Genomic DNA, 26,366 nt, shown 5'->3' with positions numbered 1-26,366 from the left:
GGGAGGGCGGGCGCGGTCAAGAGGAGATCCCCAGACGTCGGTCGGGCGGCGCTCAGTCGACGGGCCGGCACCCGACCGGGTCGCTGTTGACCGGCGGGGTCGGTTCCGAGGGCAGAGCGTCCGGCGTGGTGGCGGGCGCGAGATCGGGCACCGAGGAGGTGGTGCTTCGAGTGGGAGCCGTGGTCTTCCCGGCGGCCGTCGAGCCCGAGGGCCTCGGCGGCGGCGTGGTGGACGGAGGCGCGCTGCTCGGCGTGCACACCGGCTTCAGGTTGGGGTTCGAGGCGTCCTCGCTGGTCAGCTCCGAGAGCCGGCGCTGGGCGTCGGGCCTGCTGTCGGCGTGGATGCCCTGCTTCACCCGGTCCTGCGCGACCGTGGTGAGGTCGTCGAGCCGGGCCGGGCTGGTCTCGGCGACGCTGGACAGGTCGAGGCCGGCGATCTGCCCGGGCACGCCCTGGAAGATCGCAAGCTGGCCCTCGTCGGTCGCGCCGACGTAGTACTGGTCCTGGGTGTACCGCCAGCCCATCCACAGGCCGCCGCCGAGCACGGCCAGGAGCAGCAGCACCAGCAGGCTCGTCCGCACGGGGTGCCGCTTCGGCTGCTCGGGCTCGTCCCGCTCGTACGCCGCGCCCTCCGGCTGGGCCGGCCGCGGCGGTGCCTGCAGCGCGGCCGCTCGGGCCGCGGCGGTGGAGCTGTCCGCCACTGTCGAGTTGCCGCGGTCGCGGGCCGCGGCGCCACCCACTATCGGCGACTGCTCCATGATGTCCGCGTCGGTCGCGTCGGCGATGACCACGGTGATGTTGTCGGGGCCGCCGCCACGCAGCGCCAGCTGCACGAGGCGCTCCACGCAGGCCTGCGGATCCGGGATGTCCCGCATGGCGTCGCCGATGGTCTCCGCGCTCACCACACCCGAGAGCCCGTCGCTGCAGATCAGGTAGCGGTCGCCCTTCAGCACCTGGCGGACCGAATACTCCGGGTCGATGTCGCGGCCGTCGAGCGCCCGCGTCAGCAGCGAGCGCTGCGGATGGCTGCTCGCCTCCTCCGGGCTGATCCGGCCCTCGTCGACCAGCATCTGGACGTACGTGTCGTCCTTGGTGATCTGCGAGAACTCGCCCTGGCGCAGCATGTAGGCGCGCGAGTCGCCGATGTGCACCATGCCGATCTTCGTGCCGGAGAAGAGCACCGCGGTCAGCGTCGTGCCCATGCCCTCGAGCTGCGGGTTGGCGTCGACGGTGTCGCGTAGCTGCTGGTTGGCAGTGCCGACCGCGTGCCGCAGGGCGTCGACGAGCGCGTCACCGGGCACGTCCTCGTCGAGCGGCGCCATGGCGGCGATGACGATGTTGCTGGCGACGTCACCGGCGGCCATGCCGCCCATGCCGTCGGCGACGGCAAGCAGCCGCGGTCCGGCGTAGACGGAATCCTGGTTTCCGTCACGGATCAGACCGCGGTCGCTCTGGGCGGCATAGCGCAGGGTGAGAGTCATGGCCGTAACTCGAGAGAAGTGCGGCCGATCCGGATCGGCACGCCAAGCGGGACGGGAGTAGGTCCGGAGACCTTACCGCGATCGAGATAGGTGCCGTTCGTCGAGCCGAGATCCTCGACGAACCACTGGCCATCGCGCGGAACGAGCCGGGCGTGCCGGGCCGACGCGAAGTCATCGGTGATGACCAGCGTGGAATCCTCGGCGCGCCCTATCGTGATTTGTGCCTCACCGAGCGTGATCCGGGTGCCGGCGAGCTGACCGGCGGTCACGACGAGTTGTCGCGCCGTCTTGCCACGCTTCGCCTTCGCCGGCCGGCCAGGAGCCATCACCCCACCCACCCCGCGAGGTGTGGCGACGATGCTCTTGGACCGGACGCCGGCGAAGAGATCCTTCCGGATCACCCCCACCACCGTGAACACGAAGATCCACAGCAGGATGAGGAAGCCGAAGCGGGCGACGGTGAGGACGAATTCGGGCAAGGTCGCTAGCCGTCCACTCGGAACGTCAACGTGGTGGTGCCCAACTGGATCATGTCGCCCGGGTTGAGGGCCACGGCCGACACGCGCTGACCGTTGACCATCGTGCCGTTCGTCGAACCCAGATCGGTCAGCACCACCTGGCTGCCGTCGTAGTCCAGCCGGGCGTGCCGGCGCGAGATGCCGACATCCGGCAGGCGCAGATTGGCCTGGTCACCCCGGCCGATCACCGTGGAACCCATCTGCAGCGGGTACGTCCGGCCGTCACCGGACACGAGGCCCACGTTCCGGCCGTTGTGCCCGTGCTGCTGGTAGCCGCCCGGCTGCTGGTCGTACGGCGAATACGCGGGCTGCGCGTCATAGGCAGGCTGCTGCACCGGGGCGACCTCGCCGCCGGTGTACACCTCCGCCGTGACCCGGAACATGCCCGTGTCCAGCCCGTCGCCCCGCTCGATCTCGACGATCACGTCGCCGTACACCGTCCAGGCCTGCTCACCGATGAACTCCGCCTGCGACTGGGCCAGCTCCTGGGCCAGTGCAGCGGCGTACGGCGCCAGCCGGCTGTGGTCGTACGGCGAGAGATCGATCACGTAGCGGTTCGGCACGAGAGTCCGGCCACCAGCGAGGATAGCCTTGTGCGCCTCGGCCTCCCGCTGCATGGCATTCAGAATCTCCACCGGGTGCACGACACCCTTGAACACCTTCGCGAAGGCCCCCTCGACCAGGCCTTCCAACCGCTTCTCAAAGCGCTGCAGCACGCTCACCGGCTCCTCCTCGGGTTCCGAGGACATGATGGTATCCGGCCGCCGCTTCCGCATCACTGCGGCGAGCGGCCGGTCGCTCCTGACCCTCGTATAACGGCCCTCGGCGCCGTGCTAATCTTCCCTGGCGTCGAGGGCAGTACCTGCTCGCGATGTAACGAGGGACAGCGTAGTCTGTTCCGGCTAACGCAGTGCCACGGGGATGTGGCGGAATGGCAGACGCGCACGGTTCAGGTCCGTGTGTCCGAAAGGACGTGGGGGTTCAACTCCCCCCATCCCCACGAGCGACCGGGTGGCCCCTGTCCGCGGAAAGCGCGGAGCGGGGGTCGCTCTTTTTTGTCTGCTCCGGGGGCCGAGCCCCCGGAAACCCCACGGTGCGGTGGTCACCCTGAGGGGCGTCCGTCACCCTCAACCCACGGTGCGGTGGTCACCCCGAGGACGTCCGTCACCCTCAACCCACCGTGCGGTGGTCACCCCGGGGGGCGTCCGTCACCCTCAACCCACCGTGCGGTGGTCACCCCGGGGGGCGTCCGTCACCCTCAACCCACCGTGCGGTGGTCACCCCGAGGGCGTCCGTCACCCTCAACCCACCGTGCGGTGGTCGCCCGTGGGCGGGGGTGGGGCTCGGCCCTCTTTGGGTACGGGTTGTGGTTCGTGACCGACATCGCTTCGCTCGTCTCGCTTGTTCGCCTCGTTCGGGTGAATCGGATGGGTGGGCGTGGGGGCGTTATGCTCTCGTCTTGTTTTTTGGTGCCTAGGCGTCTGGAGATTCGCTCGTGGCCGTTGCTCTGGTAACCGGATCAGGTGGTCTCATCGGGTCGGAGGCGGTTCGGCACTTCGCCGGGCTCGGACTTGACGTGGTCGGGATCGACAACGATATGCGGCAGGAGTTCTTCGGGGCCGAGGCGTCGACCGCGTGGAACGTGCAGCGGCTGAGCACCGAGCTGGGGTCCTCGTACGAGCACCACGGGGTGGACATCCGGGACCGGGACGCGGTCGCACGGATCTTCAAGAAGTACGGCAAGGACATCGCGGTGGTGATCCACACCGCCGCGCAGCCGTCGCACGACTGGGCCGTGCGGGACCCGTACACGGACTTCGATGTGAATGCCGGCGGCACGCTGACGATGCTGCAGAACACGCGCGACCACTGCATCGAGGCGCCGTTCATCCACTGCTCCACCAACAAGGTGTACGGCGACACCCCCAACCGGCTGCCGCTGATCGAGCAGGAGACGCGCTGGGAGCTCGACCCGGCGCACCCGTACTACAACGGCATCACCGAAGACATGTCGATCGACAACTGCCTGCACTCCATCTTCGGTGCGTCGAAGGTGGCGGCCGACGTGATGGCGCAGGAGTACGGCCGCTACTTCGGCATGAAGACCGCGATCTTCCGCGGGGGCACGCTCACCGGGCCCGCGCACTCCGCCACGGAGCTGCACGGCTTCCTCGGGTACGTGATGCGCGCCAACATGGAGCGGCGCACGTACCGGATCTTCGGCTACAAGGGCAAGCAGGTCCGCGACGCGATCCACAGCCACGACGTGCTGAGCGCGTTCGAGGCGTTCTTCCGCAACCCCGGCTCGGCGAAGGTCTACAACCTCGGCGGCGGCCGCCACTCCAACTGCTCCAACCTCGAGGCGTTCGCGATCGCGGCGAAGATCAGCGGCACCGAGATGATCACCGAGTACGTGGACGACAACCGCATCGGCGACCACCAGTGGTGGATCGGCTCGATGGCCGCCTTCCAGGCCGACTACCCGGAGTGGAAGCAGGTCTACGACGTGCCGATGATCCTCCAGGAGATCTACGAGGCCAACGTCGACAAGTGGGTCCCCGCGTCATGATCGACCAGGGCAAGCGCAACGTGCTCGGCGTCCTCGTCGACGCCGTGGATTACGACGCCGCCACGGCGAAGATCATCGAGGCCGCCCGGGAGCGCCGGCACTACGCGGTGACCGCGCTGGCCGTGCACGGCGTCATGACCGGCGTGCAGGACAAGGCGCACAACGCCCGGCTGAACTCCTTCGACCTGGTGACCCCCGACGGCCAGCCCGTACGCGGCGCGCTCAACCTGGTGCACCACGCCGGCCTGACGGACCGCGTCTACGGCCCCGAACTCACGCTGCGCGTCCTGCGCCAGGCCGCGGCTGAGGGCCTGCCCGTCTACCTGTACGGGTCCACCGAGCCGACCCTCGAGAAGCTGGTACCGGCGCTGGAGCGGATGTTCCCGGCGCTCAAGCTCGCCGGCGTCGAGGCCTCCAAGTTCCGCAGCAACCGCCCCGGCGAGGAGGCGGAGATCGCCGACCGGATCAAGGCGTCGGGCGCGCGGATCGTCCTGGTCGGCCTGGGTTGCCCCCGGCAGGAGATCTGGGCGTACGCGATGCGCCCGCTGCTGGACATGCCGTTGCTGGCGGTCGGGGCGGCGTTCGACTACCACGCCGGGCTGCTGAAGAACCCGCCGGCGTGGATGCAGAAGTACGCGCTGGAATGGCTGTGGCGGCTCGGCCTCGAGCCCAAGCGGCTGTGGAAGCGTTACGTGCTGCTGAACCCGGCGTACGTGTCGCGGCTGGCGATGCAGAAGGCCGGCTTGTGGAAGGCGAAGCCGCCGGCGCCGACCAGCGAGCCGGTCACGTCGTTCGCGGTCTGAGCCCCCGGCTCCCCGCCGGGCGGCGCCGGGACCCCGCGCCGCACACGCGAGGGATCCCGGCCGACCTCCCCAGGTCGAGCCCGTCGCCCGCACATCCGGGATCGCCCTCTCCGGACAAATCGCCGATGCATCGCGGGACGTCTGGCACTCGACACTAGGACAAGGGTCACGGTCGCAACAGGGGCCAATGTCCACTTCGCCCGTTGGAATGAGAGCGCACAGTAATACGGCGCTCACAGGCCGTTTCGCGATCACCCCTAGGGGACCCGGGTCCGGTGATATCCCGGTTTTGCGGGTTGCGCCGCAGGTGAAGTCTGTCGATGTGAACACCACGACGGACCTCATCCTCGTCGGCACCCTGGCCGCGGTCTGGCTGACCGCCGGGCTGCTCGCCGACACCCTGCCGGCCGCCCGTACGGCCCGGGAGCTCCGGCGGCGCGCCGGGGCGCTGTCCACGATGGTCGGTGCCGGCGTCGCGGTGTTCCTCGCCGTTCCCGTGATCACCGGCCTGCTGCCCGGCGAGTCGGCAGCGCCGTCCGCGGCTCTCCTCCCGGCCGTGCCGGCGCTGGTCGTCGTGACCGTGACCGCTCGCCGCCTGACGCAGCTCCGGCGCGGCGCGGCCACGTTCGCCACCGCCCCGCTCACGCCCGTTCCGCCGGCCCTGCGCGCCGCGGCGGCGCACCCGCTGGTCGCGACGCCCCTGCAGGTGACCGGCCTGGCCACGCTGATCGGCATCCCGATCGCGGCGGGCATCGTGGAGGTACCCGGCGCGGACATCGCCGGCATCGTCCTCACCGTGACCGGCCTCGCCGTGCTGGCCCTGGCCATCCGCCACGCGGTCCGGCACAGCCGCCTCAACCTCGCGGTGCTGGCACCCATCGGACGGCGGCGGCTCCGCCCGCTGCCGGTCACCCAGCAGCGCGCCGAGGCGTACGCGGCCCTCCCCGACGAGCCGCGCCCGGTCGCAGCCCCGGCGGCACCTGCGGCACACGAGGTCGACCTCGCCGCCTGATCACGTCCCGGCCCTCGCCCTACCCGCCGGCTGCGCGATCGGCCCGCCTCCCCCGCCGGCTGCGCGATCCGGCTGCGTCGCCCGCCGGCTGCGGTCCGGGACGGCTACTGCCCGCGCTTGGCTTCCTGCACGTAGAGCAGTTCGAGGATCGAGCGCGCCGCCTCGAACCAGCGGTCGAGCCAGTCCGACGCGGGCATCGTGCCGCGCGCCGGGAGCTCGAGCAGCAGGCCGCGGAGCAGCGGGTGATCGGCCATGGACTGCGAGGGGCCGGCGTCCACCCAGCCGCCCGACGGGAACACCGGCTCGGTGAGGCCCTGCAGGTCCAGCGACGGCAGCTTGGCCGCGCGGTCCAGGGCGCTGGTCGGCTCGATGGGCGTACGGGTCGGCAGGCCCGACGAGGACAGGCTCGGCCCGCCGCCGCGGGGAACCAGCTCGCCGTCACCGTTGTCGGCCAGCGCCGCTTCACGCCGGTTCTGCCGGTACGCGCTCACGCCGCCGCTGAACCGGTCCTGCGCGCTCGAAGATCCGTTGCTCAGGTTGTCGGAACCAATCGTCATGTTCTCGCCTTGCCTCGCTCGTTGAGTCAGCCCTGCCCGCACCGTCACGAGGGGGACGGTCAGCCGTACGGGCGACGGCAGTTCGCCGGCGCGGTCCGGTCCGCGCTTAAGGCGTTCAACGATGCGGGTCGCGGCGGGCGACGGTACAAATCCGGCGAAAATGGGGCGGGCGCTGTTCGTCATCGATGACGGGGCTTTTCCGGCCCGGACGCGGATCGACCCGCTCACCGGCGCCATGTCCGGCCCGGTGGGCGGGTCGGTCGGGGGCACGCGGGGAGCGGGTCGCCGTTTCGTTCTCGCCCGGCCCGTTCGTCAGGCTCCGGGAATCCGTTCCTACAGGTCGAACTCGCCGTCCTTGGCGCCACCCACGAACGCGTCCCATTCGTCGGCGGTGAAGATCAGCGCAGGTCCGGTGGGGTTCTTCGAGTCGCGCACCGCGATGGCCTCGTCGACGAACGCCACCTCGACGCAGTTGTCGCAGTTCGGGCCGCTACGGGTGCTCTTGAACCACTGCGCACGGCTCAAATCGATCCGGAAACCCTTGGTCTCGACTTCCACAATGGCTCCTCTGCCAGCATTGCGATCATGTTCCTGGACTCCTCCGGTGAGAGGGCCGTCGCCCGGATGGTCTCGAAGATGGAGTTGTACTTGCGGAGTTCGTCGGTCTTCTCCAGAAAGAGCCCGCCGGTCGCGTTCTCCGCGAACACCACGTCCGGGTCCTCGACATCGGGAAAGTCGAGGATCGCGAACGTGCCGTCCATCCCGGCGTGCGCTCCCACCGCGAACGGCAGGATCTGAAGGGTCACGTTCGGCAGCTCGCTCATCCGGGCCAGGTGAACCAATTGGTCCCGCATGACCTCGTCGCCGCCGACCGGCCGGCTCACCACCGCCTCATCGAGCACCACCCAAAGATCGATCGGATCGTCCTGAATCAATAACGCTTGGCGAGCCATCCGGACTCGTACCCGTTGCTCTATTTCTTGGTCGGTGTCACCCGGTCGGGCGGCCCGAATCATCGCAATTGCATACCTGTCGGTCTGCAGAAGTCCGGGCACCACCTGCTGCTCGTACGCCCGGATCGACTTCGCCGCGGCCTCCAGCCCCACATAGGCGCCGGTGAGCACCGTGCTGAACGGGTGCCACCACCCTTTTTGCCGCGCTTCCTTGGCAATCTGAACCAATTCTTCGGCTTCTGTGCCATGCACGCCGTAAATGTCCAACATGTCCTGAACATCGCGGGGCGTCGCGCTGGTGTGGCCGGTCTCGATCCGGGACACCTTGGACGGTGAACACCCGAGCCGATCGGCGACGACCTCGATCGTCACGCCGGCGCCGTCGCGATGTCTGCGCAGTTCAGCACCGAGGCGACGACGGCGGATGGTGGGGCTGCGGCGGGGATTCACGCTCACCTCCGGTACGACGGTGGAAACGGCGAGATGCTCCGCCGTACGGCGTTTGTCGGTTCCAGTCTCTCTGGTGATCTCTTGATCCTTCAAGCGTCGACAGTGATCACTTGGTCACGTTCGGCTGACGTGCAACTTGCATCGATCCTCGGGGTGGTGCAATCTTTGCGTATGGCAGGCATCACTGAGTGTTCTCGGTGAAGCGGCCCAGCCCGACCCATCGCACAAAAAAGCGACGCCGATGCGGGGGTCGGCTCCAACCAAATGTCCTTCGTGGACTGATCAAGTCACGGGGTCCTGGCGGGGGCCGACGGCGACGTTATGGCACCGTTGTGATGATTGGCATCTTCGCAACCTTGCCAACGCGTTTAAGCCGGGCACACTGGAGCATCTGTGTTCACTGTGCGGCAAATCGGTGTTTGCCCCGAGACTGGGTTCAGGACAGGAGTTGACGTGCTTCCTCGATCCGGCGATGTCATCCACGTGACGAAGGCGGCGAGCGTCCAATTCGCATCGCCGATGCTTTTCCGGGTCATCCGCGTCCACGACTGGCCGACGTACGAGGGCTGGATCTGGCTGGACGGCTACGAGCTCAACACCTCCGGCGACGCCGTGGAACGCCGATCAATCTTCGTGCAGGTCAGCGGCCTGCGCCAGGTCGGCAAGGCGCCCGACCCGCGCACCCGCAACGCCCGCCAGCCCGGCCTGACGTCGGGGGCGATCCCCGCCCGCGCGCTGCGCACCAACCGCTGACGGTCCCGGCAGCGGACCGGGACCCCGGCCCGCGGCCGGACGGCCGGAAGCACGTCCCGGCCGTCCGTCACCGAGCCGCGAGCCGCACCACCGCCCAACCGGCACCGCCCAACGGCACCGCGCGACCGACACCGGCGGCGACGCCCGCGGTCACCACCGCGTGTATCGGCCGCCGGCTGCGACACCGCCCGCCGGCGGCCGCAGGCACTGCCCGGCGGCCGCAGCGCAGCCTGGCGTCCCTGCCCCTGCCCAATCTCACCGTGGGGTCGTGAAACCCCCTGGTCAGTCCTCGTCCGGGACGTCGGCCGGTTCGGTCGCCGGGGTCGTCGGCGTTGTCGTCGGCGCCGTACGTTCGGAGGCGATGATGAGGTTGACGACCGTGTCGTCGGGAACCTGCTGGCCCTCCGGCGGATCGCTGTCGATCACCGTCCCCGGCGGCGCCTCCGTGCTCTGCACGTACCGCAGGCGATAGTTCAGGCCGCTGCGGTTCAACGCGGCCCGCGCCTCCTCCAGCGACAGCCCACGCAGCGCGGGGATCGTGATGTCGCTCGGCGACGTGGGTGGCGTCGTCGTCGGCTGGGTGGTCGTCGGCGCGGTGGACGTCCGGGTCTTCGTCGGCTCGGTGGTCGGCGGTGCGGCCGGGGAGATGGTCGCCGTCGGGGCGGGGGTCTGCGTACCGCCGTCGTCGTCGGTGGACTGCAGGATCAGGTAGATGCCCCAGGCCAGCAGGCCGAGCAGGATCAGCCCGACGATGCCCACCACGATCGGCGTCCACCAGCGGCCGCGCGGTTCGTCGGCCGGCACCGCCGCCCAGTCCGTGACCTCCTCGGCCGGGCGCGGCGCGCGGACACCGGCGCGACCGGCCCAGACGCCGTCGTCGTCGGCCCAGTTCGCGCCGGCCGGCGTGGGCGGGTAGACCGAGGTCGCCTCGACGCCGCGAGCCGGCGGAAGGACAGCGGTCGGATCGCCCGGCGCCGGCTCGTCGACCGGCGGCATCATCTGCGTACGGTCGCCCGGCTGCATCCGGGTGGAGTCGTCGGCCGCGGGCAGGAGCGCCGTACCGTCCGGATCGGCCTCCTGGCGCGGCATCTGCTGGGTGCGATCGGGTTCGGTGTCACCCGGACGCGTACCCCCATTCGGCTGATTTCCTCCCTCGACGGGGGGTTCGTCGCCGGAAGGGAAGGACTCGCGGGTGTCGCCGGGCATCGCCGTATCGTCTCCCTCGCCTGGGGCCTCGACCGTCAACCTAACCAATCTTGAGGCATCCGCTCATCGATTCGCAGCCATAGCCGGGTCCGGCTACAGTGCCCCGCATGGCCGCGAAGGGCTGGACAGGGCAGGTGGCAGCCGCGGCCGGAGCAGCCGCGGGAACGGGCGCTGCGCAGCTCGGCCTGGGGTACGGGCTGGGCGTGGTGGTCTGGCCCGCCGCGGGTACGGCCGACGACAGCGTCTGGCTCGGCAGCCTCGGCTGGGCGACCTGGATCGCGGCGAGTGCGACGGTGTTCGGCGCGGTTATCGGCGCACGGATCGGCCGCGCTCCGGGTGGACCCTGGCGCTTCGCGCTGGCCGCCTCCGCCGCGGTCGGGGCCCTGCTCACGGTGCTGCTCGTCGCCCTGCCGGCGCGGGCGGCCGTACGCACGGACACCTTCTCACCGCAGACGATCGCCGCCGGGTATGCCGCCATCGGTGTCGTGCTGGGCCTGCTCATCGCGTACTGGGCGGTGGTCTCCCGGCCCGTCGCGACGAACCTGCTCGTGACCGCGGGCTGGCTGTGGGCGCTGGCCGTGGCGGCGGTCGCCTCGGACATCTTCTGGAACCGGCCCTCGGCGGCGTACCCGTCCAGCTGGCAGTTCGCCGCCGGCGACGGTGGCACGTACGGGACGATCTATTGGCCCAGCGCGCTCCTCACCCTGCTGGCGGCCTTCATCATCGGCGTGCTCGGCGCCTGGCCGTCGGCTCGCCGCGGCAACCTCGGCGTGGGTACGGCCAGCTCCGGCGCGGTGGGTCCGCTGCTGGTAGCGGCCGCGTTCCTGGTGCTCGCCCCGCAGCTGACCCGGTCGCTCGGACCGCTCGAGTCGGCCTACCTGATCGCGCCGTACGCGGTCCTGGCCGGTCTCGCCGGGTCCGCGGCGACCGTGGCGCTCGCCCAGCGGACGGCGGCACGCGGCGCCACCCGAGCGACCGACCCGGTCGAGGCCGCGGAGGCGACAGGGGTGATAGCGGTTCCGGCGCAGCGTCCGTCTTCCTCGGAGGCTCCGCAGAGGGCGGCTTTCTCGGAGGCTCCGCAGCGGCCGGCTTCCTCGGAGGCGGCGAAGCAGCACGTGGAGCCGGCGAAGGAACCGGCGCGGGGGCGGGCCAAACCGGAAAGGGCAGAGCCGACCGACGCGCGAAGCACAGCGACGGCAGAGCCGCGAAGCGCAGCCGTCGCCGCGGCCGACCCCGCAGCGGCTGCCGGTGCCCCGCCCTCATTCGCGACCGGCCGCGCAAAGGCACGCCCACCGGCTGCAAAGCCCGCGCCGGTCGAAGCCCATCCGGCCCAGGCCAAGCCGGCCGAGACCAAACCGGCCGAGACCAAACCGGCCGAGACCAAACCGGCTGAAGCTCGGTCCACGGTCGCCCGGCCACCGGCAGCCCCGACCGTCGCGCAGATCAATCCCGGTCGGGCCGGGAGTGTCGCCGCGAAGAAGGCGGCCCCGGCGAAGAATGCGACTCCTGCCAGGAAAACCGGTGCACCGAAGGCTGCTCCACGCCAGGACGGGCCGGACGGTTAGTCGATCGGCCAGGTGTGGACCGGCTCGTTGGTCTGCTGGTGGACGCTGTACCGGAGCAGCATGTCGTGCAGGGCGGCGGAGCGGCTGAGGTTGCGGTGGTGCTCGGCCGACCACACCGCTTCCGCCTGCCAGGTCGCGCCGTTGCGGCCGGTCCGGCAGCGGCCGTCGATGATGCCGAGGAGCCGGTCGCGGTGGCGGCGGTCGACGCCGAACATCGCCAGGCCCTCGTCGGCCTTGGGGAGGAGGGTGTCGCGGACGAGGTCGGTGACGGCGCTTTCTCCCGTACCCGGCCAGAGGATTGTGGCTTCTATGCCTCGACGGGCCGCGACGTGGAAGTTGTCCTCGGCCACCGGGAACGCCAGGCGGCTCCAGACGGGGCGCTCCTCGGACGCGAGGCGGTGGGTGAGTCCGAAGTAGAAGGCCGCGTTGGCCAGCATGTCGACGACGGTGGGGCCGGCCGGCAGAACCCTGTTCTCGACCCGCAGGTGCGGGCGGCCGTCCATGACGTCGTAGACCGGGCGGTTCCAGCGGTAGACCGTGCCGTTGTGCAGGCGCAACTCGCCGAGGTGCGGTACGCCGCCCCGCTCCAGCACCGCGACCGGGTCCTCGTCGTCGATGATCGGCAGCAGCGGCGGAAAATACCGGACGTTCTCCTCGAAGAGGTCGAAGACCGAGGTGATCCAGCGTTCGCCGAACCACACCCGGGGCCGTACGCCCTGCGCCTTGAGCTCGTCCGGCCGGGTGTCCGTGGCCTGCTCGAACAGCGCGATCCGGGTCTCCGCCCACAGCTGCCGCCCGTGCAGGTACGGCGAGTTCGCCCCGATCGCCACCTGGATCGCCGCGACGGCCTGGGCGGCGTTCCACTGGGCGGCGAAGCGTTCCGGCGGGACCTGCAGGTGGAACTGGACGCTGGTGCACGCGGCCTCGGGGGCGATGGAGTCGTTCGCGGTCTGCAGGCGTTCGACGCCGCGGATGTCCACACTGAACTGTTCGCCGCGGGCGCCGGCGATCTGGTCGTTGAGCGCGCGGTAGCGATCGTTCGCGGACAGGTTGGCGAGCACCAGGTGATCCGGGGTCAGCGTGGGCAGGCTGCCGATGAGCACGATGGTCGCGTCGGACTTGGCCGCCCGGTCCGCGGCCCGGCCGAGGCTCTCGAGCAGGTCGTCCTCGTAGTCGGCGAAGCCGTCGCCGCTGATCAGCCTCGGACGGGCGTTGAGCTCGAGGTTGAAGCGGCCGAGCTCGGTCTGGAACGCGGGGTCGGCGAGGTCCGCGAGCACCTCGGCGTTGCGCATGGCCGGTTCGCCGTCGGCGTCCATGAGGTTGAGCTCGATCTCGAGGCCGGTCCGGCGGCTGTCGCTGTCGAACGCGGGGCCGCACCGCCCGCGCCGGTCGAGCATCAGCGCCAGGACGTCCAGGCAGCGCCGGACCTTCTGCCGATAGTGGACCCGGTCCTCGGTCGAGAACGTCGTACCGGACAGGTCCTTACCCATCGATCCTCCTGGCACGTTCGCATGACGCTCTCACGGTATGTGGACCCGCTAACGGAGGCCAGGGACGAAACGGACGTACATCAGCTCTTAGTAAGCACGCGGAAGCGCAGGGTCCACCTTCGCAGACAGTGGCGGGCTTCGCCAGCGGACCGGGAACGCGAAAGCGCCGCCCCTGCGGGGGCGGCGCTTTTCGGTATCGACGTGCGGCGGAGCGGCGCTGTTCGGTATCGACCTGCGCCCGAGCGGCGCTGTTCGGTATCGACCCGCGGCGGAGGGGCGCTTTCGGCGTCGGCACGAAGCGGGCGGCGGGATGGGCCGCGGTGGCGGTCAGGCCTGGCGGATGGCTTCGCCCTCGATCTCGATCTTGACCTTCTTGCCGATCATGACGCCGCCGGACTCGAGGGCCATGTTGTAGGTCAGGCCCCAGTCCTCGCGGTCGATCTCGGTGGTCGCGCTGAAACCGAAGAGCTGCTGACCGTACGGGCTGACGGTCGCGCCCTCGAACTCGACGAGCAGCTCGACCGGCCGGGTCACGTCCTTGATCGTGAGCTCACCGGTGAGCACGAACTCGTTGCCGTCGAACGACTTCACGCCGGTGCTGCGGAAGTCCATGGTCGGGTACTTCTCGGCCTCGAAGAAGTCGCCGGTGCGCAGGTGGTTGTCGCGGTCGGCCTGGCCGGTGCTGACGCTGGCGGTCTTGATGGAGGCGACGACCGAGGACTCGAGCGGGTTCTCGGCGACGGTGACGGTCGCGGTGGCCTCGGCGAAGTCGCCGCGGACCTTGCTGACCATGAGGTGGCGCACCACGAAGCCGACCCGCTTGTGCGCGGCGTCGAGCTCGTAGGTGCCGGCGGCCGGAATCTGGAGGCCCTGGAACTCGCGGGTACCAGTGGCGGCGGTGTCGGTCATGACGGGTCCTCTCGGTAGTGAGCCTGTATTTGTCTGACGTAGCAACTATACACTGAGCAATATTCCCCGTGTCAATAGGGTGCTGTTAGCATGGATGGCGTGGGAACCAACTTCGATGACCCCCGGTTCACCGCCTACGGCCTGTTCGCCGAGGCGTTCACGGGCCTGACCAACCGCTTCGCCGCCCAGTTCGAGCAGCACCGGCTCTCCAGCGTCGAGTTCGAGGTGCTGCTCCGCCTCGCGCGCTCGCCGCAGCACCGGCTGCGGATGACCGACCTCGCCGGCCAGACCTCGCTGTCCACCAGCGGAGTCACCCGCGTCGTCGACCGCATGGATCGTGAGGGCCTGATCCGGCGCGAGGCCTGCCCCAGCGACCGCCGCAGCTCGTACGCGGTGATCACCCCGGCCGGGGTGCAGCGGCTGGAAGAGGTGATACCGGGCCACCTCGAGCTCATGCAGCAGTGGTTCATCGGCCAGCTCAGCCCGGAACAGCTGGACCAGCTCCTGGACGCGCTCCGGACGATCCGTGACGCGGTGAACCCGTGCGCGACGGCCGGGAGCGCGGAGCTCAGCCAGGAATCGGCCGCGCCAAGCCGATCCTGACCCTGCCGCGCCCCGGGCCGGCGTCCTGCCGCGCCGCCGGGCCGGCGTCCTGCCGCGCCCCCGGGCCGGCACCCCGCTGCGCCGCTGCGCCGCCGGGCCGGCACCCCGCTGCGCTGCCGGGCCGGCGGTCGGGCGACTGGGCTTCTGCCGCGGGTCCGGGGCGTGTCGGCGGATGGTTCCGCAACCGCTGAGTGAGCGCCCGCGGGCCTGGAGTAAGCGCTTCCCCGGCGCCGCCGCCACGGCCGGGTGAGGAACCGGCAGAACTACCGGCAGAACCGCCCGGGACCGGGGTTCAAACGCACCGATCTACGCAAATCCGCCTATCGCCCCCGCTAAGGTGATCACGGCAGGGGGACGCGGCGCGGCCGAGGCCGAGGCGGGGGCCGAACGGGGGAGCCATCGTTCTCGCCGCGTACCGGGGCGTTGCGACGGCCGGCGTTGTGGGGGGCACGGAAACGCCGGTCGTCCACGCCCCGCGCTAGGCGATGTGCTTCTGCTCCCGGGGCAGCAGCGTGATCCCGGCCGTACGGCACAGCTCCGTCAGCCGGTGCACCGCCTTCGCCCGGCGGTCGAGGTCCCGGGTGCTGCGGATCAGCCCGATCAGCGCCTCCACGGCGTCGCGGGGGTCGTGGCCGCCGTCGTACGCCTCGATCGCCGCGGTGAATGCCTCCGCCGCGCGATCCGCGTCGCCGCGCTGCAGGGCCACCGCCCCGGTCACGACGGCGGCCGGGCCGTCCAGCGGAGCCGTCGAGCCGGGGGGCCGAAGCTCCTCGAGCACCGCCTCCGCCTCCTCCATGAGCCCGGCCTCCGCGACCGCCAGCCCCACCGTGGCCAGGACGCGGCGTCGATGGCCCGGATCGCCGACGTCCTCGAGCTCGGCGATCGCGTCGCGGCCGAGGCGGGCCGCCTCCTCGACGTGGCCGTCCAGCCGTTCGATCTCCGCGAGGTTGGCGACCGCCACCGCGCGCAGCCGGTGTTCGCCGCAACGGCTCGCCAGCCGGTCGACCTCGGCCAGGCGGGCGCGGGCCGCGTCGAGGTTGCCGGCCCGGACCTCGTGCCAGGTGAGGTTGTTCTCGGCCACGGCCATGTCGCGGATGCGGCCGCTGTCGCGGGCGAGTTCGCACGCCGCCTCGGCGTGGTGGCGGGCACGGTCGTAGTCGCGGGTCGTCATCCGCAGCGCGGCGAGCTGGGTGTGGGCGATGAGCTGCCCGGACACGTCGCCGAGCCGGATGAACCCGGCGAGCGCGGACTCGGCGGAGCTGATCTCCTCGGCGCCGGCACCGTGCTCGAGCGCCAGCTGCGCGAGGCCCACCTCTGCCCAGGCGCGCGTCGCGGGGGCCGCGTCGGCCGTACGGGGGTCCGCCAGCAACCGCCGCAGCCACTGCCGGCCCGTCACGTCGCGCCCCCGGAACCGCCACCAGCGAGGAAGGCAGGCGGCCAGGCGCAGCGCGGTGTGCGGTTGCTCGCGGGCGGCGTACGTGAGCGCGGCGCCGAGGTCCCCGGCCACGTCGTCGAGGCGGGCGGCCGCGTCGGCCAGGCGGGCTCCCTTGAGTTCGGCCGCGATGCTCATGGCCAGGTCGGCCATCACCTCGGCGTGCCGTCGCCGGGCTGCCGGGAGGTCACCCTGGACCGCGGCCTGCTCGAGGGCGTAGTCGCCGACCACGTCGAGCAGGCGGAAGCGGAACGCCCGGGCGCCCCGGGCGCTCAGCAGGCCGAGCTCGAGGAATCGGTCGAGCAGGTGCACCACGTCGAGGTCGGGACTGCGGTCGACGATCCGCTCGGCGAGGTCCAGGGACCAGCGGTTGCGGAAGGTCGCCAGGCGGTGCAGGGCCATCTGCTCGTCGGTGGAGAGCAGGCGATAGCTGGCCGCGACGGCTTCGCGTACCGAGACGACGCCGGTGTCCGCGGGCCGGCCGGACAGGTCGCGCACCGGCAGGACGCCTCCGTCGGCCGGGCGGCCGGACAGGTCGAGCACGCGGTCGCCGTACCGGTCGAGGATCTCGGGGATGGTGAGCACCCGGCCGCGGGCCGCCGCGAGCTCGATGGCGATCGGCAGGCCGCCGAGCCGGCGGACCAGGGCGGCGAGCGCGGTCACCTCGGCCGGTTCGACGGGCTCCTCGCGTACGCGGCCGAGCCGGTCCATGAACAGGGCGGCCGCCGGATAGCGGGCGACGTCCGCGGGTGCCGCGTCGGCGGGCGGCGCGTCCAGCGGCGCGACCGGGCGGACCCGCTCGGTGGGCAGGCCGACCGGGTGGCGGCCGGTGGCGAGGAACCGCAGCGTCGGATGCTGGGCGAGCAGCCGGCCGAGCGCCTCGGCGACCGCCTCCGGTGCGCGCTCCACCGCGTCGATCAGCAGCAGCGCGGACCGCCCGGAGAAGCGCGGCGCCAGGTCGTCGGGGCGGCCGACGCCGAAGACGGCCGCGACCCCGCCGAGCACCTCGCCCGTGGTGGAGCCGTCGGTGATGACGATGCCCGCGACCCCGCCCGGGTACGCCTCGGTGACCCGGTGGGCCACCGAGAGCGCGAGGCTGGTCTTGCCGACGCCGGCCAGGCCGACCAGCGTGATGCCCCGGCTGCCCTCGGCGGCGCGGTCGCGCAGGCGGTCGGCGAGCTCGGCGACGTCTCCGTCACGGCCGATCAGGTCGCCCGGCGGGGGCAGGCGTACGTAGCGTGGCGGCGGCGCGGTCTGCGAGGCCTGACCGCGGGCCGCGGCGAGGAAGGCGAGCCGGTCCGCGCCCGCCAGCCCCAGCGCGGCGGCGAGCAGCTCCACCGTGGTGCGTTGCGGGCGGGACGCGCGGCCGCGTTCCAGGTCCCGTACGGTGCGGACGCCGACTGCCGCCCGGGCCGCGAGCTCGTCCTGGGTCAGCTTCGCGCGCAGCCGGTAGCTGCGCAACACGGCGTCGAATCCCGGACCCCCCTGGTCCGCCCCGTGATCGGCCGTCATGGCAATGAACCTAGGCAGACATGATGATGAATGCCGAGTTCAGACGGCGGATTGTCGACTAACCGACGCAACCGCCGTCGGATTTATCGCGGATCCTGCCCGGGAGTCCAAGATCTACAGCGCGGCCCGCGGAGCCCCGCAGGCCGAGCCGCGGAGCCCCGCAGGCCGAGCCGCGAAGCTCTACAGCCCGAGCCGGCGAGCGATGATCATGCGCTGCACCTCGGACGTGCCCTCGCCGATCTCGAGGATCTTGGCGTCGCGGTAGAACCGGCCCACCGCCGACTCGTTCATGAAGCCGTAGCCGCCGTGCACCTGGGTGGCGTACCGGGCGTTGTCCATCGCTGCCTCGCTCGCGTACAGCTTGGCGAGGGCGGCGTGGTGCTTGAAGTCCTCGCCGGTGACCAGGCGCGACGCCGCGTCGTAGTACGCGAGCCGCGCGGTGTGCGCCCGCATCTCCATGTCCGCGATCATGAACTGGACGGCCTGGTTGGCGCCGATCGGCTTGCCGAACGCCTGACGCTCCTTGGCGTACGCCACCGACTCGTCGACACATCCCTGGGCGAGACCCGTGGACAGGGCGGCGATCGCGATCCGCCCCTCGTCGAGGATGCGCAGGAACTGGGCGAAGCCGCGGCCGCGCTCGCCGAGCAGGTTCTCGGCGGGTACGCGGACGTCGTCGAAGGCCAGCTCGTGCGTGTCCGAGGCGCACCAGCCCACTTTGGAGTAGCCGGGCGCGACGGTGAAGCCGGGGGTCCCGGACGGCACGATGATCGCCGACAACTCCTTGGAGCCGTCCGGGTTCGTGCCGGTCACCGCCATCACGGTCACCAGGCAGGTGATATCCGTGCCCGAGTTGGTGATGAACGCCTTGGAGCCGTTGATCACCCACTCCCCCGTGGCCTCGTCGAGCACCGCGCGGGTCGTGGTCGCAGCGGCGTCGGATCCGGTGCCCGGCTCGGTGAGACCGAAGGCCGCCAGGGCTTCCCCGCTGGTCAGCTGAGGGAGCCAGCGGCTCTTCTGTTCCGGCGTACCGAACAAATGGATCGGCATGGCACCCAGCGAGACGGCCGCCTCCAGGGTGATCGCGACGCTGCTGTCGACCCGCGCCAGCTCCTCGAGGGCCAGGCAGAGGGCGAAGTAGTCGCCGCCCATCCCGCCGTGTTCCTCGGGGAAGGGCAGCCCGAACAGCCCCATCTTCCCCATCTGGCGGATCAGGTCGTACGGGAAGGTCTTGTGCTCGTAGTGCTCGGCGATGACCGGGGCGACCTGCTCGCGGGCGAAGTCCCGGACGGTGTCCCGCAGCGCCTCCTGCTCCTCGCTGAGCCGGAAGTCGACCATGGCGTGTCCCTTTCGGAGGGTTGATCAGACGGGCGTGACGCCGTGGCGGCGACGGGAGAACGAGCGGTCCTTGCCGCGGGCGGCGGCGAACCGGCGGACGAGCTCGCCGCGCAGGTCACCGGGCTCGACGACGGCGTCGATCACGAGTTCGCTGGCGAGGCGGAGGATGTCGATGTCGCGTTCGTACTCGGCGCGGCGTTCGGCGATGAAGGCGGCGCGGTCCTCCTCGGGCAGCGCCGCGATCTTGTTGGCGTAGACGGCGTTCACGGCCGCCTCCGCGCCCATCACCGCGATCTTGGCGGTGGGCAGGGCGATCGTCGCGTCCGGGTCGAAGCCGGGGCCGGCCATCGCGTAGAGGCCGGCGCCGTACGCCTTGCGGACCACGACACAGATCTTCGGTACGGTCGCCTCGGAGATCGCGGTGATCATCTTGGCGCCGTGCCGGATGATGCCCTGCTTCTCCACCGCCGAGCCGACCATGAACCCCGGCACGTCGGAGAGGAAGAGCAGCGGCACGTTGAAGGCGTCGCACAGCTGCACGAAGCGGCTGGCCTTGTCGGCGGAGTCGACGAACAGCACCCCGCCCTTGAACATCGAGTTGTTGCCGACCACGCCGATGACCTGGCCGTCGAGCCGGGCGAAACCGATCGTCAGCTCCTTGGCCCACAGCGCCTGGATCTCGAAGAACGACCCGGTGTCGACGATGCCCTTGATGTAGCGGCGCATGTCGAACGCCTGCCGCTCGCTCTGCGGCACCAGCGCGCCAAGATCCACATTGGCCGGTTCCCCGGCCTCCGCGACCGGCGGCTGCTGCGTGTAGTTCGCCGGCAGGTAGGACAGGTACGAGCGGACGACGTCCAGGGCCTCCTGCTCGCTCTTGCACAGGAAGTGCCCGACGCCGGACTCCGCGCAGTGCACGCGCGCGCCGCCCATCGCCTCGAGCGTGGTCTTCTCCCCCGTGACCATCTCGACCATGCGGTCGGAGCCGAGGTACATGCTGGCGTTGCCCTCGACCATCGCGACCACGTCGCAGAAGGCGGGGATGTAGGCCCCGCCGGCGGCGGACGGCCCGAACAGCGCGCACACCTGCGGGACCGACCCTGAGGCGCGCACCTGGGTGTGGAAAATCTTGCCGGCTCCGCGCCGGCCAGGGAACAGGTCGACCTGGTCGGTGATGCGCGCGCCCGCGGAATCGACCAGATAGACCATGGGTACGCCGGTCGCGTACGCCCGCTCGATGATCCGGATGATCTTTTCCACGGTACGGGCGCCCCACGACCCCGCCTTCACGGTGGAGTCGTTGGCCATGACGCACACCTCGCGCCCGTCGATGCGGGCCGAGCCGGTGATCACGCCGTCCGCGGGAAGCCCGTCCGCGAGGCTGTTGGCGTAGAGCCCGTCCTCCACGAACGAACCGTCGTCGACGAGCAGGGCTATCCGCTCGCGCGCGAACAGCTTGCCCTTCGCGGCGTTCGCGGCGTGGTACTTCTCCGCGCCGCCGGCGACCGCACGCTTGCGTGCCTGTGCCAGCGCTTCCTCGTCGATTGCCACGTGCCCCCCTCGGCCACTGCCTGAACGATCGTTAGGTTAGCGCATCTTGCATCTGGGGGCCATACGCGAACGGGAGCCCTCGCAGGCTGCGAGGACTCCCGTCCGATGGGTGCCGGCGCTGTGGAGGAGCACCGGTTTCTTTTTCACTGCCCGGCGCCTCGCGGCGCCGTACGGGTCAGACCCGGGACCGGCCCGACCCGCGTCTCCCTGTGCGGGACCCGTTGCCTACTTGAGCAGGCCCGTGACGTCCAGGCCGCCCACGTTCAGGCCACCCGCGTTGCTCAGGTTCTGCGTGAGGCCGTCGACCGGGGTCGCCTCGGTCTTGGCGGCGGCGTGCTTGCGCGGGTGCTCGCCGTACGTGTCGTCGCCGCCCTGCGAGCCACCGTCGCCGCCGACGTCGTCACCGTCGTCGTAGCCGCCGTTGTCCCCGCCGTTGTCACCGCCGTTGTCCCCGCCGTTGTCGCCACCGTTGCCGGTGCCGTTGGCGCACGCCGCCGACGCGTTGGCCTCGCCCAGGATCGCGAGCGCGTTGCCGCAGACGTTCACCGGAACCGTGATCGGCGCAGCCACCTGCGTACCGTTCAGCACGCCGGTGTTGTCGCTGCTGTCCTGCTTGATGCCGCCGCCCTGGTGGCCGGACTCGTTCGCTGAGGCACCGGCCGCGTTGGCCTCGCCCAGCACCGCCGCCGAGTTGCCGGTGATGTTCAGCGGGACGTAGATCGGCGCGGCGATCTGCGTACCGTTGCCGATCCCGGTGTTGTCCGAGCTGTCCTGCTTGATGCTCTCGGTCTTGTGCCCGCCGCCGTTGACGCACACCGCCTGCGAGTTCGCCAGGCCCAGGATCGCCAGCGAGTTGCCGCAGACGTTGACCGGCACGTTGATCGGCGCGGCCACCTGCGTGCCGTTCAGCACACCGGTGTTGCCGGACGAGTCCTGGTCGACCTTGGCACCCTCGGTACGGGCGCTCTCGGTCTTGTTGACGCCGGAGCCGGCCGCGTTGGCCACACCCAGCACGGACGCCGCGTTGCCGACGACGTTCACCGGCACGGTGACCGGCAGCAGCACCTGGGTGCCGTTGAGGACACCGGTGTTGTTCGAGCTGTGCTGCTTGTACTTGCCACCCTTGCCGTGCTTGCCGCTCTCGACCCAGTTGATGCCCTGGCCGGCGGCGTTGGACTCGCCCGCGACGCCGATCGAGTTGCCGACGACGTTCAGCGGCACGGCGACCGTGGTGAACACCTGCGTGCCGTTGGCGATGCCGACGTTGTCGGACGTCGTCTGGGTGACGTCGGCGTGCGCCGCACCCGGGGCGAGCAGGAGGGCGCCCGCGGCCAGAACGCCGGCGCTCAGAGTCTTACGAACCCAAGTCTTCATGAGAAGAAACGTGCCTTTCACAATTGTCGAATGGTGAGTCGCATATTCAATTGAATGGTGCTCACGGGCGCAGCGGTGCCCTGGCGCAATTTCGGATGCCCTGACCCCGCTCGTCGACGTGCGCCCTCGTGGTGGCGCCTGCGCATGCGGTGATGTGATGACCCGCGGCCACGGAATTGATTCGCCGCTTGTTCGCAAACGGTTTCAGGAATCGGGCCGGGTCGTCACTGAACCCTCTTCGACCGGGCACCGGGCCCGACGGCGGTGGCCCAGCGGCCCCGCCACGTCGAAGAGACGTCCCCTAGTCAGGTGAGGCGGTCGGAGCCTCGGCGTCGTGGCGCCGGACCTCGACCTCGGTGGCGATCGGCAGCCGATGGCAGGCCATCGTGCTGTCGGCGATCGCCGACGGAAGGACGGCCGCGGAAGGACCGCCGTCCGTCGCTGTCCCCGACCCGGAGGCCGGGGCACCGTTCGCTGCCCCGAGGCGGACCTGTGCGGGTCCCTCACCATCGGGTGTCTCGCTGACCGTGTCGCGCACTCCGGCGGACCTGGTCGGCGCGAGCTTCTTCCTGCCCAGCGGCACGTCGGCCCCGGGCTTGCCGGCCCCGGGCTTGCCGGCCTTCTCGCCCGGCAGCGCGTGCGTGCCGTCGGTTGCGGCCGCGGCCGGTTCGATGACCTGGGGCGATGCCCCGGTTCCCGGCTGTGGCCGGTTCTGCTGTGGCTGGTCCTGCTGTGGCTGGTCCTGCTGCGGCTCGTCTTGCTGCGGCTGGTTCAGCTTCGGCTCGTCTTGCTGCGGCCGGTCCTGCGGTGCCTGGACCGCTGGAACGATGTGTCCGATGCCGACCGTCTCGCCGGTGAGGCGAACAGGGGCGGTCAGCTGACGGACGGCCCCGCCCAGGGCGGAGCCCCCGGCGCCGCCGGTGACCTCGCCCACGAGCCGCTTCGGGATCTTGGTCACCGCGCCGAGGTCGTGCCGGTCACCGGAATCCAACGGCTGGACGGCCGTCGTGAGGATCCGGTCGATCAGATGTTTTCCCTGCTCATCGGCACCGCTCCTGGTACCGGCGCCGGGCTTGCCGGCGTCTTGCCTGCCGGTTCGGGTGCCGTGCTCGCCGGTACCGTGCTCGCCGGCGCTGTGCTCGCCGGTACCGATGCCGATGACGGGCTTGCCGGTGCCGGCGCTGTGCGGCGCCGCCGTGATGTCGTGCACCACGGCGCCGAGCAGGCCGGTCGGCGGGTCACGGTCGTCGGCCTGGGCGGCGGCCCCGGAGAGCAGCCACGCCGCGCCGGCGATGCCGCCGACGACCAGGACGCGCAGACCCCAGGGGGATCCGGGACGCCCGGACCGGCGCCGCTGCCGCTCCGCCCCCTGGCTGGGAGGCGGCATGGGCGCGGAACCACCGGCGGGCGAAACGACCGACGGACGGCACGCCGGGCGCCGCTCGCGCTCGACCCCCCACCCCGTCATCGGATCCGCCCCTCATGTCGTCGGCTCGTGACCGGCGGCCGAAACATCGGCCGCTCGGTATTGGTAACGAAGCGACACAGTCAGGGTCACGCAGACGAATGGAGAAAAGTGATCGGCCGCTTTCCGTACCGACCAAAGAATGAGTCAGGAGGAGGCGACCAATCTGGTACGCGGCCCGGCCCGAAGAACACCCGACGGGAGGGTGCGCCCGAGCAGACCCTCGGCGAGTTCCGCCACCCGGATCAGCTCGTCGAGATCAATTCCCGTGTCGATACCCATGTCCTCGAGCATGTGCACCAGTTCCTCGGTCGCGATGTTGCCGGAGGCGCCCGGCGCGTACGGGCACCCGCCGATCCCGCCCACGCTCGCGTCGAACTCCGTCACCCCCAGCTCCAGGGCGGTCAGGACGTTCGCCAGCCCCGTACCCCTCGTGTTGTGGAAGTGCAGCAGCTCGGGGCGTACGGCCGACAGCAGGTCGCGGACCCGGCGCGGGGTCGCCATGCCGGTGGTGTCGCCGAAGGCCACCCGGTCCGCGCCGTCGGCGCGGACCCGCTCCACGATGGACGCCACCCGGTCCGGGGCGATGTCACCCTCGAAGGGGCACCCGAAGCTGGTCGCGACGATGACCTCGAGCGTCGCCCCGGCGTCGTGCACCAGCGGGATCAGGCCGGCGATGTCGTCCAGCGAATCCTCGGTCGACCGGTTCAGGTTCCGGCGGTTGTGGGTGTCGCTGGCGGAGACCACGACCTCGATCTCCCGGAAGCCGGCCTTGATCGCCCGCTCGGCGCCGCGCGTGTTCGGGATCAGCGCCGAATACCGCACATCCGGGTTGTGCCACGCCCGCGCCCACACCTCGTCGGCGTCCGCCATCTGCGGGATCGCCTTCGGGTGGACGAAGGAGACAGCCTCGATCCGCCGTACCCCGGTCCGGGACAGCGCGTCGATGAGCCGGACCTTGTTGTCGGCCGGGATGGGTTCCTCGTTCTGCAGCCCGTCGCGCGGAGCGACCTCGCGGACCGAGACAGCCGTCGTCGTCATGCCCCTCACCTCATCCGCGCAACGATGCCGGTGTCATAGTCGCCGCTGAGGAACTCCTCGTTCTCCAGCAGCTCGGCGAAGAACGGCAGGTTGTTCTTCGGCCCGGCGATCTCGAACCCGGCCACGGCGGCCCGCGCCCGCGCGATCGCCTCCGGGCGGTCCGCGCCGACGACGATCAGCTTCGCCATCAGCGAGTCGTAGAACGGCGTGACCGTGGTGTCGGGCCCGTACCCGGAATCCACCCGGATCCCCTCGCCGGACGGCTCCACCCAGGTGGCCACCTTGCCCGGCCCGGGCAGGAACCGCTTCGGATCCTCGGCGTTGACCCGCAACTCGATCGCGTGCCCACGGGTGGTGAGCTCGTCCACGTCGAAGGTCGGAGCCTCACCTGAAGCGATCCGCAGCTGCTGCTCGACCAGGTCGATGCCGTGGATCAGCTCGGTGATCGGGTGCTCGACCTGCAGCCGCGTGTTCATCTCCAGGAAGAAGAACTCGCCGCTCGCCGGGTCCAGCAGGCACTCCACGGTGCCGGCATTGCGATACTTCACGGCCTCACCGGCCTGCACGGCGGCGGCGAGGAACCGCTGCCGCAGCTCCGGGCCCACGGCCGGGCTCGGCGCCTCCTCCAGCAGCTTCTGGTTACGCCGCTGCACCGAACACTCCCGCTCGCTGAGAGCGATCACCCGGCCGTCGGCCAACCCGAGGATCTGCACCTCCACGTGCCGTACCCGGGGAAAGAACCGCTCGATCAGCACCGAACCGTCACCGAACATCCGCTCGGCGAACGCGCGCACCTTGTCGAACTCCGTCCGCAGCCCGGCCTCGTCGTTCGCCACGGCCATGCCCATGCCGCCACCACCGGCGGCGGCCTTGACCATCACCGGATACCCGATCGCGGCGGCGGCCCCGATCGCTTCCTCCACCGAGGCGGCGGGATCCTGCGAGCCCGGCGCCACGGGCACGCCGGCGGCAGCCATCAGATTCCGAGCATTGATCTTGTCGCCCATCGCGCTGATCGCATCGGCGGACGGCCCGACCCACACCAGGCCGTTCGCCTCCACCGTACGGGCGAAGTCGGCGTTCTCACTCAGGAAGCCATAGCCGGGGTGGATCGCCTGAGCCCCGGTCTGCTTGGCCGCGGCGAGAATGGCGTCAGTGTTGCGGTAGCTCTGAGCAGGGTTCGCGGGTCCGACACACACCGCCTCATCGGCCTCGAGCACAAACGGCATCGCGGCATCCGCCTCGGAGTGGACCGCGATCGCCCGGACACCGAGCCGCCGGGCCGTACGGATGATCCGGCGGGCGATCTCGCCCCGGTTGGCGATGAGCAGCGATTCGATCATGTCGCTCCTTGTGTGGAGGGCGGGTGCGGGGTGGCCGTGGGTGGGCCGTTAAGGGGTGGCTTTTGGCCGGTGGGTAGAAGGCCGGCGGGTTGCCGGCCGGAGGTTGCCGGCCGGAGGTTGCCGGCCGGGGGTTGGTTGCACGCGGGCCGAGGGTGGGTGGTCCGGGGCCAATTCGTCGCGGGCCGGCGTCCGCTGGCTTGAGGCCGGTTGGTCGCGGGCCGAGCGCGGCTGGCCTGAGACCGGCCACGGGCCGAACGGGGCTGGCCTGAGACCGGCCACGGGCCGAACGGGGCTGGCCCGAGGTTGGTCGCGGGCCAAGCGCGGCCCGAGGTTGGTCGCGGGCCAGGCGCGGCCCGAGGTTGGTGGCCGGCCGAGCGGGGCTGGCCTCGAAGCCGGTCGCCGGCCGAGCGGGGTTGCCCCGGGGCCGGTCGGCCGTCGATAG

At 71.0% G+C, this 26,366-nt stretch carries 22 protein-coding genes and 1 tRNA gene; 7 read left to right on the top strand and 16 right to left on the bottom strand.

Annotation, left to right across the window (positions count from 1 at the left end; genetic code table 11):
- Positions 1-52: 52 nt before the first annotated feature.
- The 3 genes from IT780_RS20940 to IT780_RS20930 are packed head-to-tail and all read right to left on the bottom strand — an operon-like array spanning position 53 to position 2,747.
- Positions 53-1,480, bottom strand: a complete 1,428-nt coding sequence (locus tag IT780_RS20940) for a PP2C family protein-serine/threonine phosphatase (protein WP_199513295.1) — start codon at positions 1,478-1,480, stop codon at positions 53-55.
- The gene (locus tag IT780_RS20935; RefSeq protein WP_199513294.1) at positions 1,477-1,959 is read right to left on the bottom strand and encodes an FHA domain-containing protein FhaB/FipA; all 483 of its coding nucleotides are present in this window, start codon (positions 1,957-1,959) and stop codon (positions 1,477-1,479) included. Before IT780_RS20935 ends, IT780_RS20940 begins: the two co-directional genes overlap by 4 nt.
- Before the next feature lie 5 nt (positions 1,960-1,964).
- Positions 1,965-2,747: an FHA domain-containing protein gene (locus IT780_RS20930; RefSeq protein ID WP_106128832.1), complete on the bottom strand. Its 783-nt coding sequence runs from the start codon at positions 2,745-2,747 to the stop codon at positions 1,965-1,967.
- A gap of 168 nt (positions 2,748-2,915) precedes the next feature.
- Between IT780_RS20930 and IT780_RS20925 the strand changes: the two genes are divergently transcribed.
- From IT780_RS20925 to IT780_RS20910, 4 genes are all read left to right on the top strand, one after another.
- Positions 2,916-2,998, top strand: a tRNA-Leu gene (locus IT780_RS20925).
- Between the two features lie 495 nt (positions 2,999-3,493).
- Entirely contained in the window at positions 3,494-4,567 is a 1,074-nt protein-coding gene (locus IT780_RS20920; protein WP_199513293.1) for an NAD-dependent epimerase/dehydratase family protein, read from the top strand.
- Positions 4,549-5,370: a WecB/TagA/CpsF family glycosyltransferase gene (locus IT780_RS20915; protein ID WP_372443746.1), complete on the top strand. Its 822-nt coding sequence runs from the start codon at positions 4,549-4,551 to the stop codon at positions 5,368-5,370. The genes IT780_RS20920 and IT780_RS20915 overlap by 19 nt, the downstream gene beginning before the upstream one ends.
- 322 nt (positions 5,371-5,692) lie before the next feature.
- A complete protein-coding gene (locus tag IT780_RS20910) occupies positions 5,693-6,382 on the top strand; it encodes a hypothetical protein (RefSeq protein ID WP_199513292.1) in 690 nt (229 codons plus the stop codon).
- Positions 6,383-6,486: 104 nt separating this feature from the next.
- Here the strand turns inward: IT780_RS20910 and IT780_RS20905 are convergent, their stop codons facing one another.
- The 3 genes from IT780_RS20905 to IT780_RS20895 form a co-directional block, all read right to left on the bottom strand.
- Complete coding sequence (locus tag IT780_RS20905) at positions 6,487-6,939, bottom strand: hypothetical protein (protein ID WP_199513291.1); 453 nt, start codon at positions 6,937-6,939, stop codon at positions 6,487-6,489.
- Between the two features lie 333 nt (positions 6,940-7,272).
- A complete protein-coding gene (locus tag IT780_RS20900; RefSeq protein WP_199513290.1) occupies positions 7,273-7,497 on the bottom strand; it encodes a DUF397 domain-containing protein in 225 nt (74 codons plus the stop codon).
- The gene (locus IT780_RS20895; protein WP_199513435.1) at positions 7,461-8,342 is read right to left on the bottom strand and encodes a helix-turn-helix domain-containing protein; all 882 of its coding nucleotides are present in this window, start codon (positions 8,340-8,342) and stop codon (positions 7,461-7,463) included. Before IT780_RS20895 ends, IT780_RS20900 begins: the two co-directional genes overlap by 37 nt.
- A 453-nt stretch (positions 8,343-8,795) precedes the next feature.
- On the opposite strand from IT780_RS20895, the gene IT780_RS20890 reads away from it, so the two are divergent.
- Complete coding sequence (locus tag IT780_RS20890) at positions 8,796-9,095, top strand: hypothetical protein (RefSeq protein ID WP_199513289.1); 300 nt, start codon at positions 8,796-8,798, stop codon at positions 9,093-9,095.
- A gap of 282 nt (positions 9,096-9,377) precedes the next feature.
- On the opposite strand, the gene IT780_RS20885 is transcribed toward IT780_RS20890, so the two are convergent.
- Positions 9,378-10,184: a PASTA domain-containing protein gene (locus IT780_RS20885; RefSeq protein WP_233413198.1), complete on the bottom strand. Its 807-nt coding sequence runs from the start codon at positions 10,182-10,184 to the stop codon at positions 9,378-9,380.
- 224 nt (positions 10,185-10,408) lie between these two features.
- Between IT780_RS20885 and IT780_RS42045 the strand changes: the two genes are divergently transcribed.
- Entirely contained in the window at positions 10,409-11,866 is a 1,458-nt protein-coding gene (locus tag IT780_RS42045) for a Hansenula MRAKII killer toxin-resistant protein 1 (RefSeq protein ID WP_233413197.1), read from the top strand.
- Here the strand turns inward: IT780_RS42045 and IT780_RS20870 are convergent.
- Both IT780_RS20870 and IT780_RS20865 read right to left on the bottom strand, forming a co-directional pair.
- On the bottom strand, positions 11,863-13,356 hold the full coding sequence (locus IT780_RS20870) for a glutamate-cysteine ligase family protein (RefSeq protein WP_199513285.1): 1,494 nt from the start codon (positions 13,354-13,356) through the stop codon (positions 11,863-11,865). The genes IT780_RS42045 and IT780_RS20870 overlap by 4 nt on opposite strands.
- A 327-nt stretch (positions 13,357-13,683) precedes the next feature.
- On the bottom strand, positions 13,684-14,265 hold the full coding sequence (locus tag IT780_RS20865) for a YceI family protein (protein ID WP_199513284.1): 582 nt from the start codon (positions 14,263-14,265) through the stop codon (positions 13,684-13,686).
- A gap of 90 nt (positions 14,266-14,355) precedes the next feature.
- Here IT780_RS20865 and IT780_RS20860 point away from each other — a divergent pair, with 90 nt between their 5' ends.
- Positions 14,356-14,868: a MarR family winged helix-turn-helix transcriptional regulator gene (locus tag IT780_RS20860; protein WP_199513283.1), complete on the top strand. Its 513-nt coding sequence runs from the start codon at positions 14,356-14,358 to the stop codon at positions 14,866-14,868.
- Between the two features lie 478 nt (positions 14,869-15,346).
- On the opposite strand, the gene IT780_RS20855 is transcribed toward IT780_RS20860, so the two are convergent.
- From IT780_RS20855 to IT780_RS20825, 7 genes are all read right to left on the bottom strand, one after another.
- Positions 15,347-17,812, bottom strand: a complete 2,466-nt coding sequence (locus IT780_RS20855) for an ATP-binding protein (RefSeq protein WP_199513282.1) — start codon at positions 17,810-17,812, stop codon at positions 15,347-15,349.
- 180 nt (positions 17,813-17,992) lie between these two features.
- On the bottom strand, positions 17,993-19,150 hold the full coding sequence (locus tag IT780_RS20850; RefSeq protein WP_199513281.1) for an acyl-CoA dehydrogenase family protein: 1,158 nt from the start codon (positions 19,148-19,150) through the stop codon (positions 17,993-17,995).
- Between the two features lie 24 nt (positions 19,151-19,174).
- On the bottom strand, positions 19,175-20,701 hold the full coding sequence (locus IT780_RS20845; protein WP_199513280.1) for an acyl-CoA carboxylase subunit beta: 1,527 nt from the start codon (positions 20,699-20,701) through the stop codon (positions 19,175-19,177).
- Positions 20,702-20,926: 225 nt separating this feature from the next.
- On the bottom strand, positions 20,927-22,075 hold the full coding sequence (locus IT780_RS20840) for a chaplin (protein ID WP_199513279.1): 1,149 nt from the start codon (positions 22,073-22,075) through the stop codon (positions 20,927-20,929).
- Between the two features lie 301 nt (positions 22,076-22,376).
- Positions 22,377-23,462 (bottom strand): hypothetical protein, encoded by a 1,086-nt coding sequence (locus tag IT780_RS20835; protein WP_199513278.1) that lies wholly within the window; start codon positions 23,460-23,462, stop codon positions 22,377-22,379.
- A 225-nt stretch (positions 23,463-23,687) separates the two neighbouring features.
- On the bottom strand, positions 23,688-24,581 hold the full coding sequence (locus tag IT780_RS20830) for a hydroxymethylglutaryl-CoA lyase (protein WP_199513277.1): 894 nt from the start codon (positions 24,579-24,581) through the stop codon (positions 23,688-23,690).
- 5 nt (positions 24,582-24,586) lie between these two features.
- Complete coding sequence (locus tag IT780_RS20825; protein WP_199513276.1) at positions 24,587-25,924, bottom strand: acetyl-CoA carboxylase biotin carboxylase subunit; 1,338 nt, start codon at positions 25,922-25,924, stop codon at positions 24,587-24,589.
- Between the last annotated feature and the right edge of the window lie 442 nt (positions 25,925-26,366).

The sequence above is a fragment of the Nucisporomicrobium flavum genome (assembly GCF_016464385.1).
Taxonomy (GTDB): domain Bacteria; phylum Actinomycetota; class Actinomycetes; order Mycobacteriales; family Micromonosporaceae; genus Actinoplanes; species Actinoplanes flavus_A.
Note: the sequence above shows the minus strand (reverse complement) of the source record. Positions and strands in the feature narration are given on the sequence as shown.

Coding starts and splice junctions, on each gene's coding strand:
- IT780_RS20940 (WP_199513295.1), bottom strand. CDS start 1,480: ATGACTCTCACCCTGCGCTATGCCGCCCAGAGCGACCGCGGTCTGATC.
- IT780_RS20930 (WP_106128832.1), bottom strand. CDS start 2,747: ATGTCCTCGGAACCCGAGGAGGAGCCGGTGAGCGTGCTGCAGCGCTTT.
- IT780_RS20905 (WP_199513291.1), bottom strand. CDS start 6,939: ATGACGATTGGTTCCGACAACCTGAGCAACGGATCTTCGAGCGCGCAG.
- IT780_RS20885 (WP_233413198.1), bottom strand. CDS start 10,184: ATGCCGCGCCAGGAGGCCGATCCGGACGGTACGGCGCTCCTGCCCGCG.
- IT780_RS42045 (WP_233413197.1), top strand. CDS start 10,409: ATGGCCGCGAAGGGCTGGACAGGGCAGGTGGCAGCCGCGGCCGGAGCA.
- IT780_RS20870 (WP_199513285.1), bottom strand. CDS start 13,356: ATGGGTAAGGACCTGTCCGGTACGACGTTCTCGACCGAGGACCGGGTC.
- IT780_RS20865 (WP_199513284.1), bottom strand. CDS start 14,265: ATGACCGACACCGCCGCCACTGGTACCCGCGAGTTCCAGGGCCTCCAG.
- IT780_RS20860 (WP_199513283.1), top strand. CDS start 14,356: ATGGATGGCGTGGGAACCAACTTCGATGACCCCCGGTTCACCGCCTAC.
- IT780_RS20855 (WP_199513282.1), bottom strand. CDS start 17,812: ATGACGGCCGATCACGGGGCGGACCAGGGGGGTCCGGGATTCGACGCC.
- IT780_RS20850 (WP_199513281.1), bottom strand. CDS start 19,150: ATGGTCGACTTCCGGCTCAGCGAGGAGCAGGAGGCGCTGCGGGACACC.
- IT780_RS20840 (WP_199513279.1), bottom strand. CDS start 22,075: ATGAAGACTTGGGTTCGTAAGACTCTGAGCGCCGGCGTTCTGGCCGCG.
- IT780_RS20835 (WP_199513278.1), bottom strand. CDS start 23,462: ATGCCGCCTCCCAGCCAGGGGGCGGAGCGGCAGCGGCGCCGGTCCGGG.
- IT780_RS20830 (WP_199513277.1), bottom strand. CDS start 24,581: ATGACGACGACGGCTGTCTCGGTCCGCGAGGTCGCTCCGCGCGACGGG.
- IT780_RS20825 (WP_199513276.1), bottom strand. CDS start 25,924: ATGATCGAATCGCTGCTCATCGCCAACCGGGGCGAGATCGCCCGCCGG.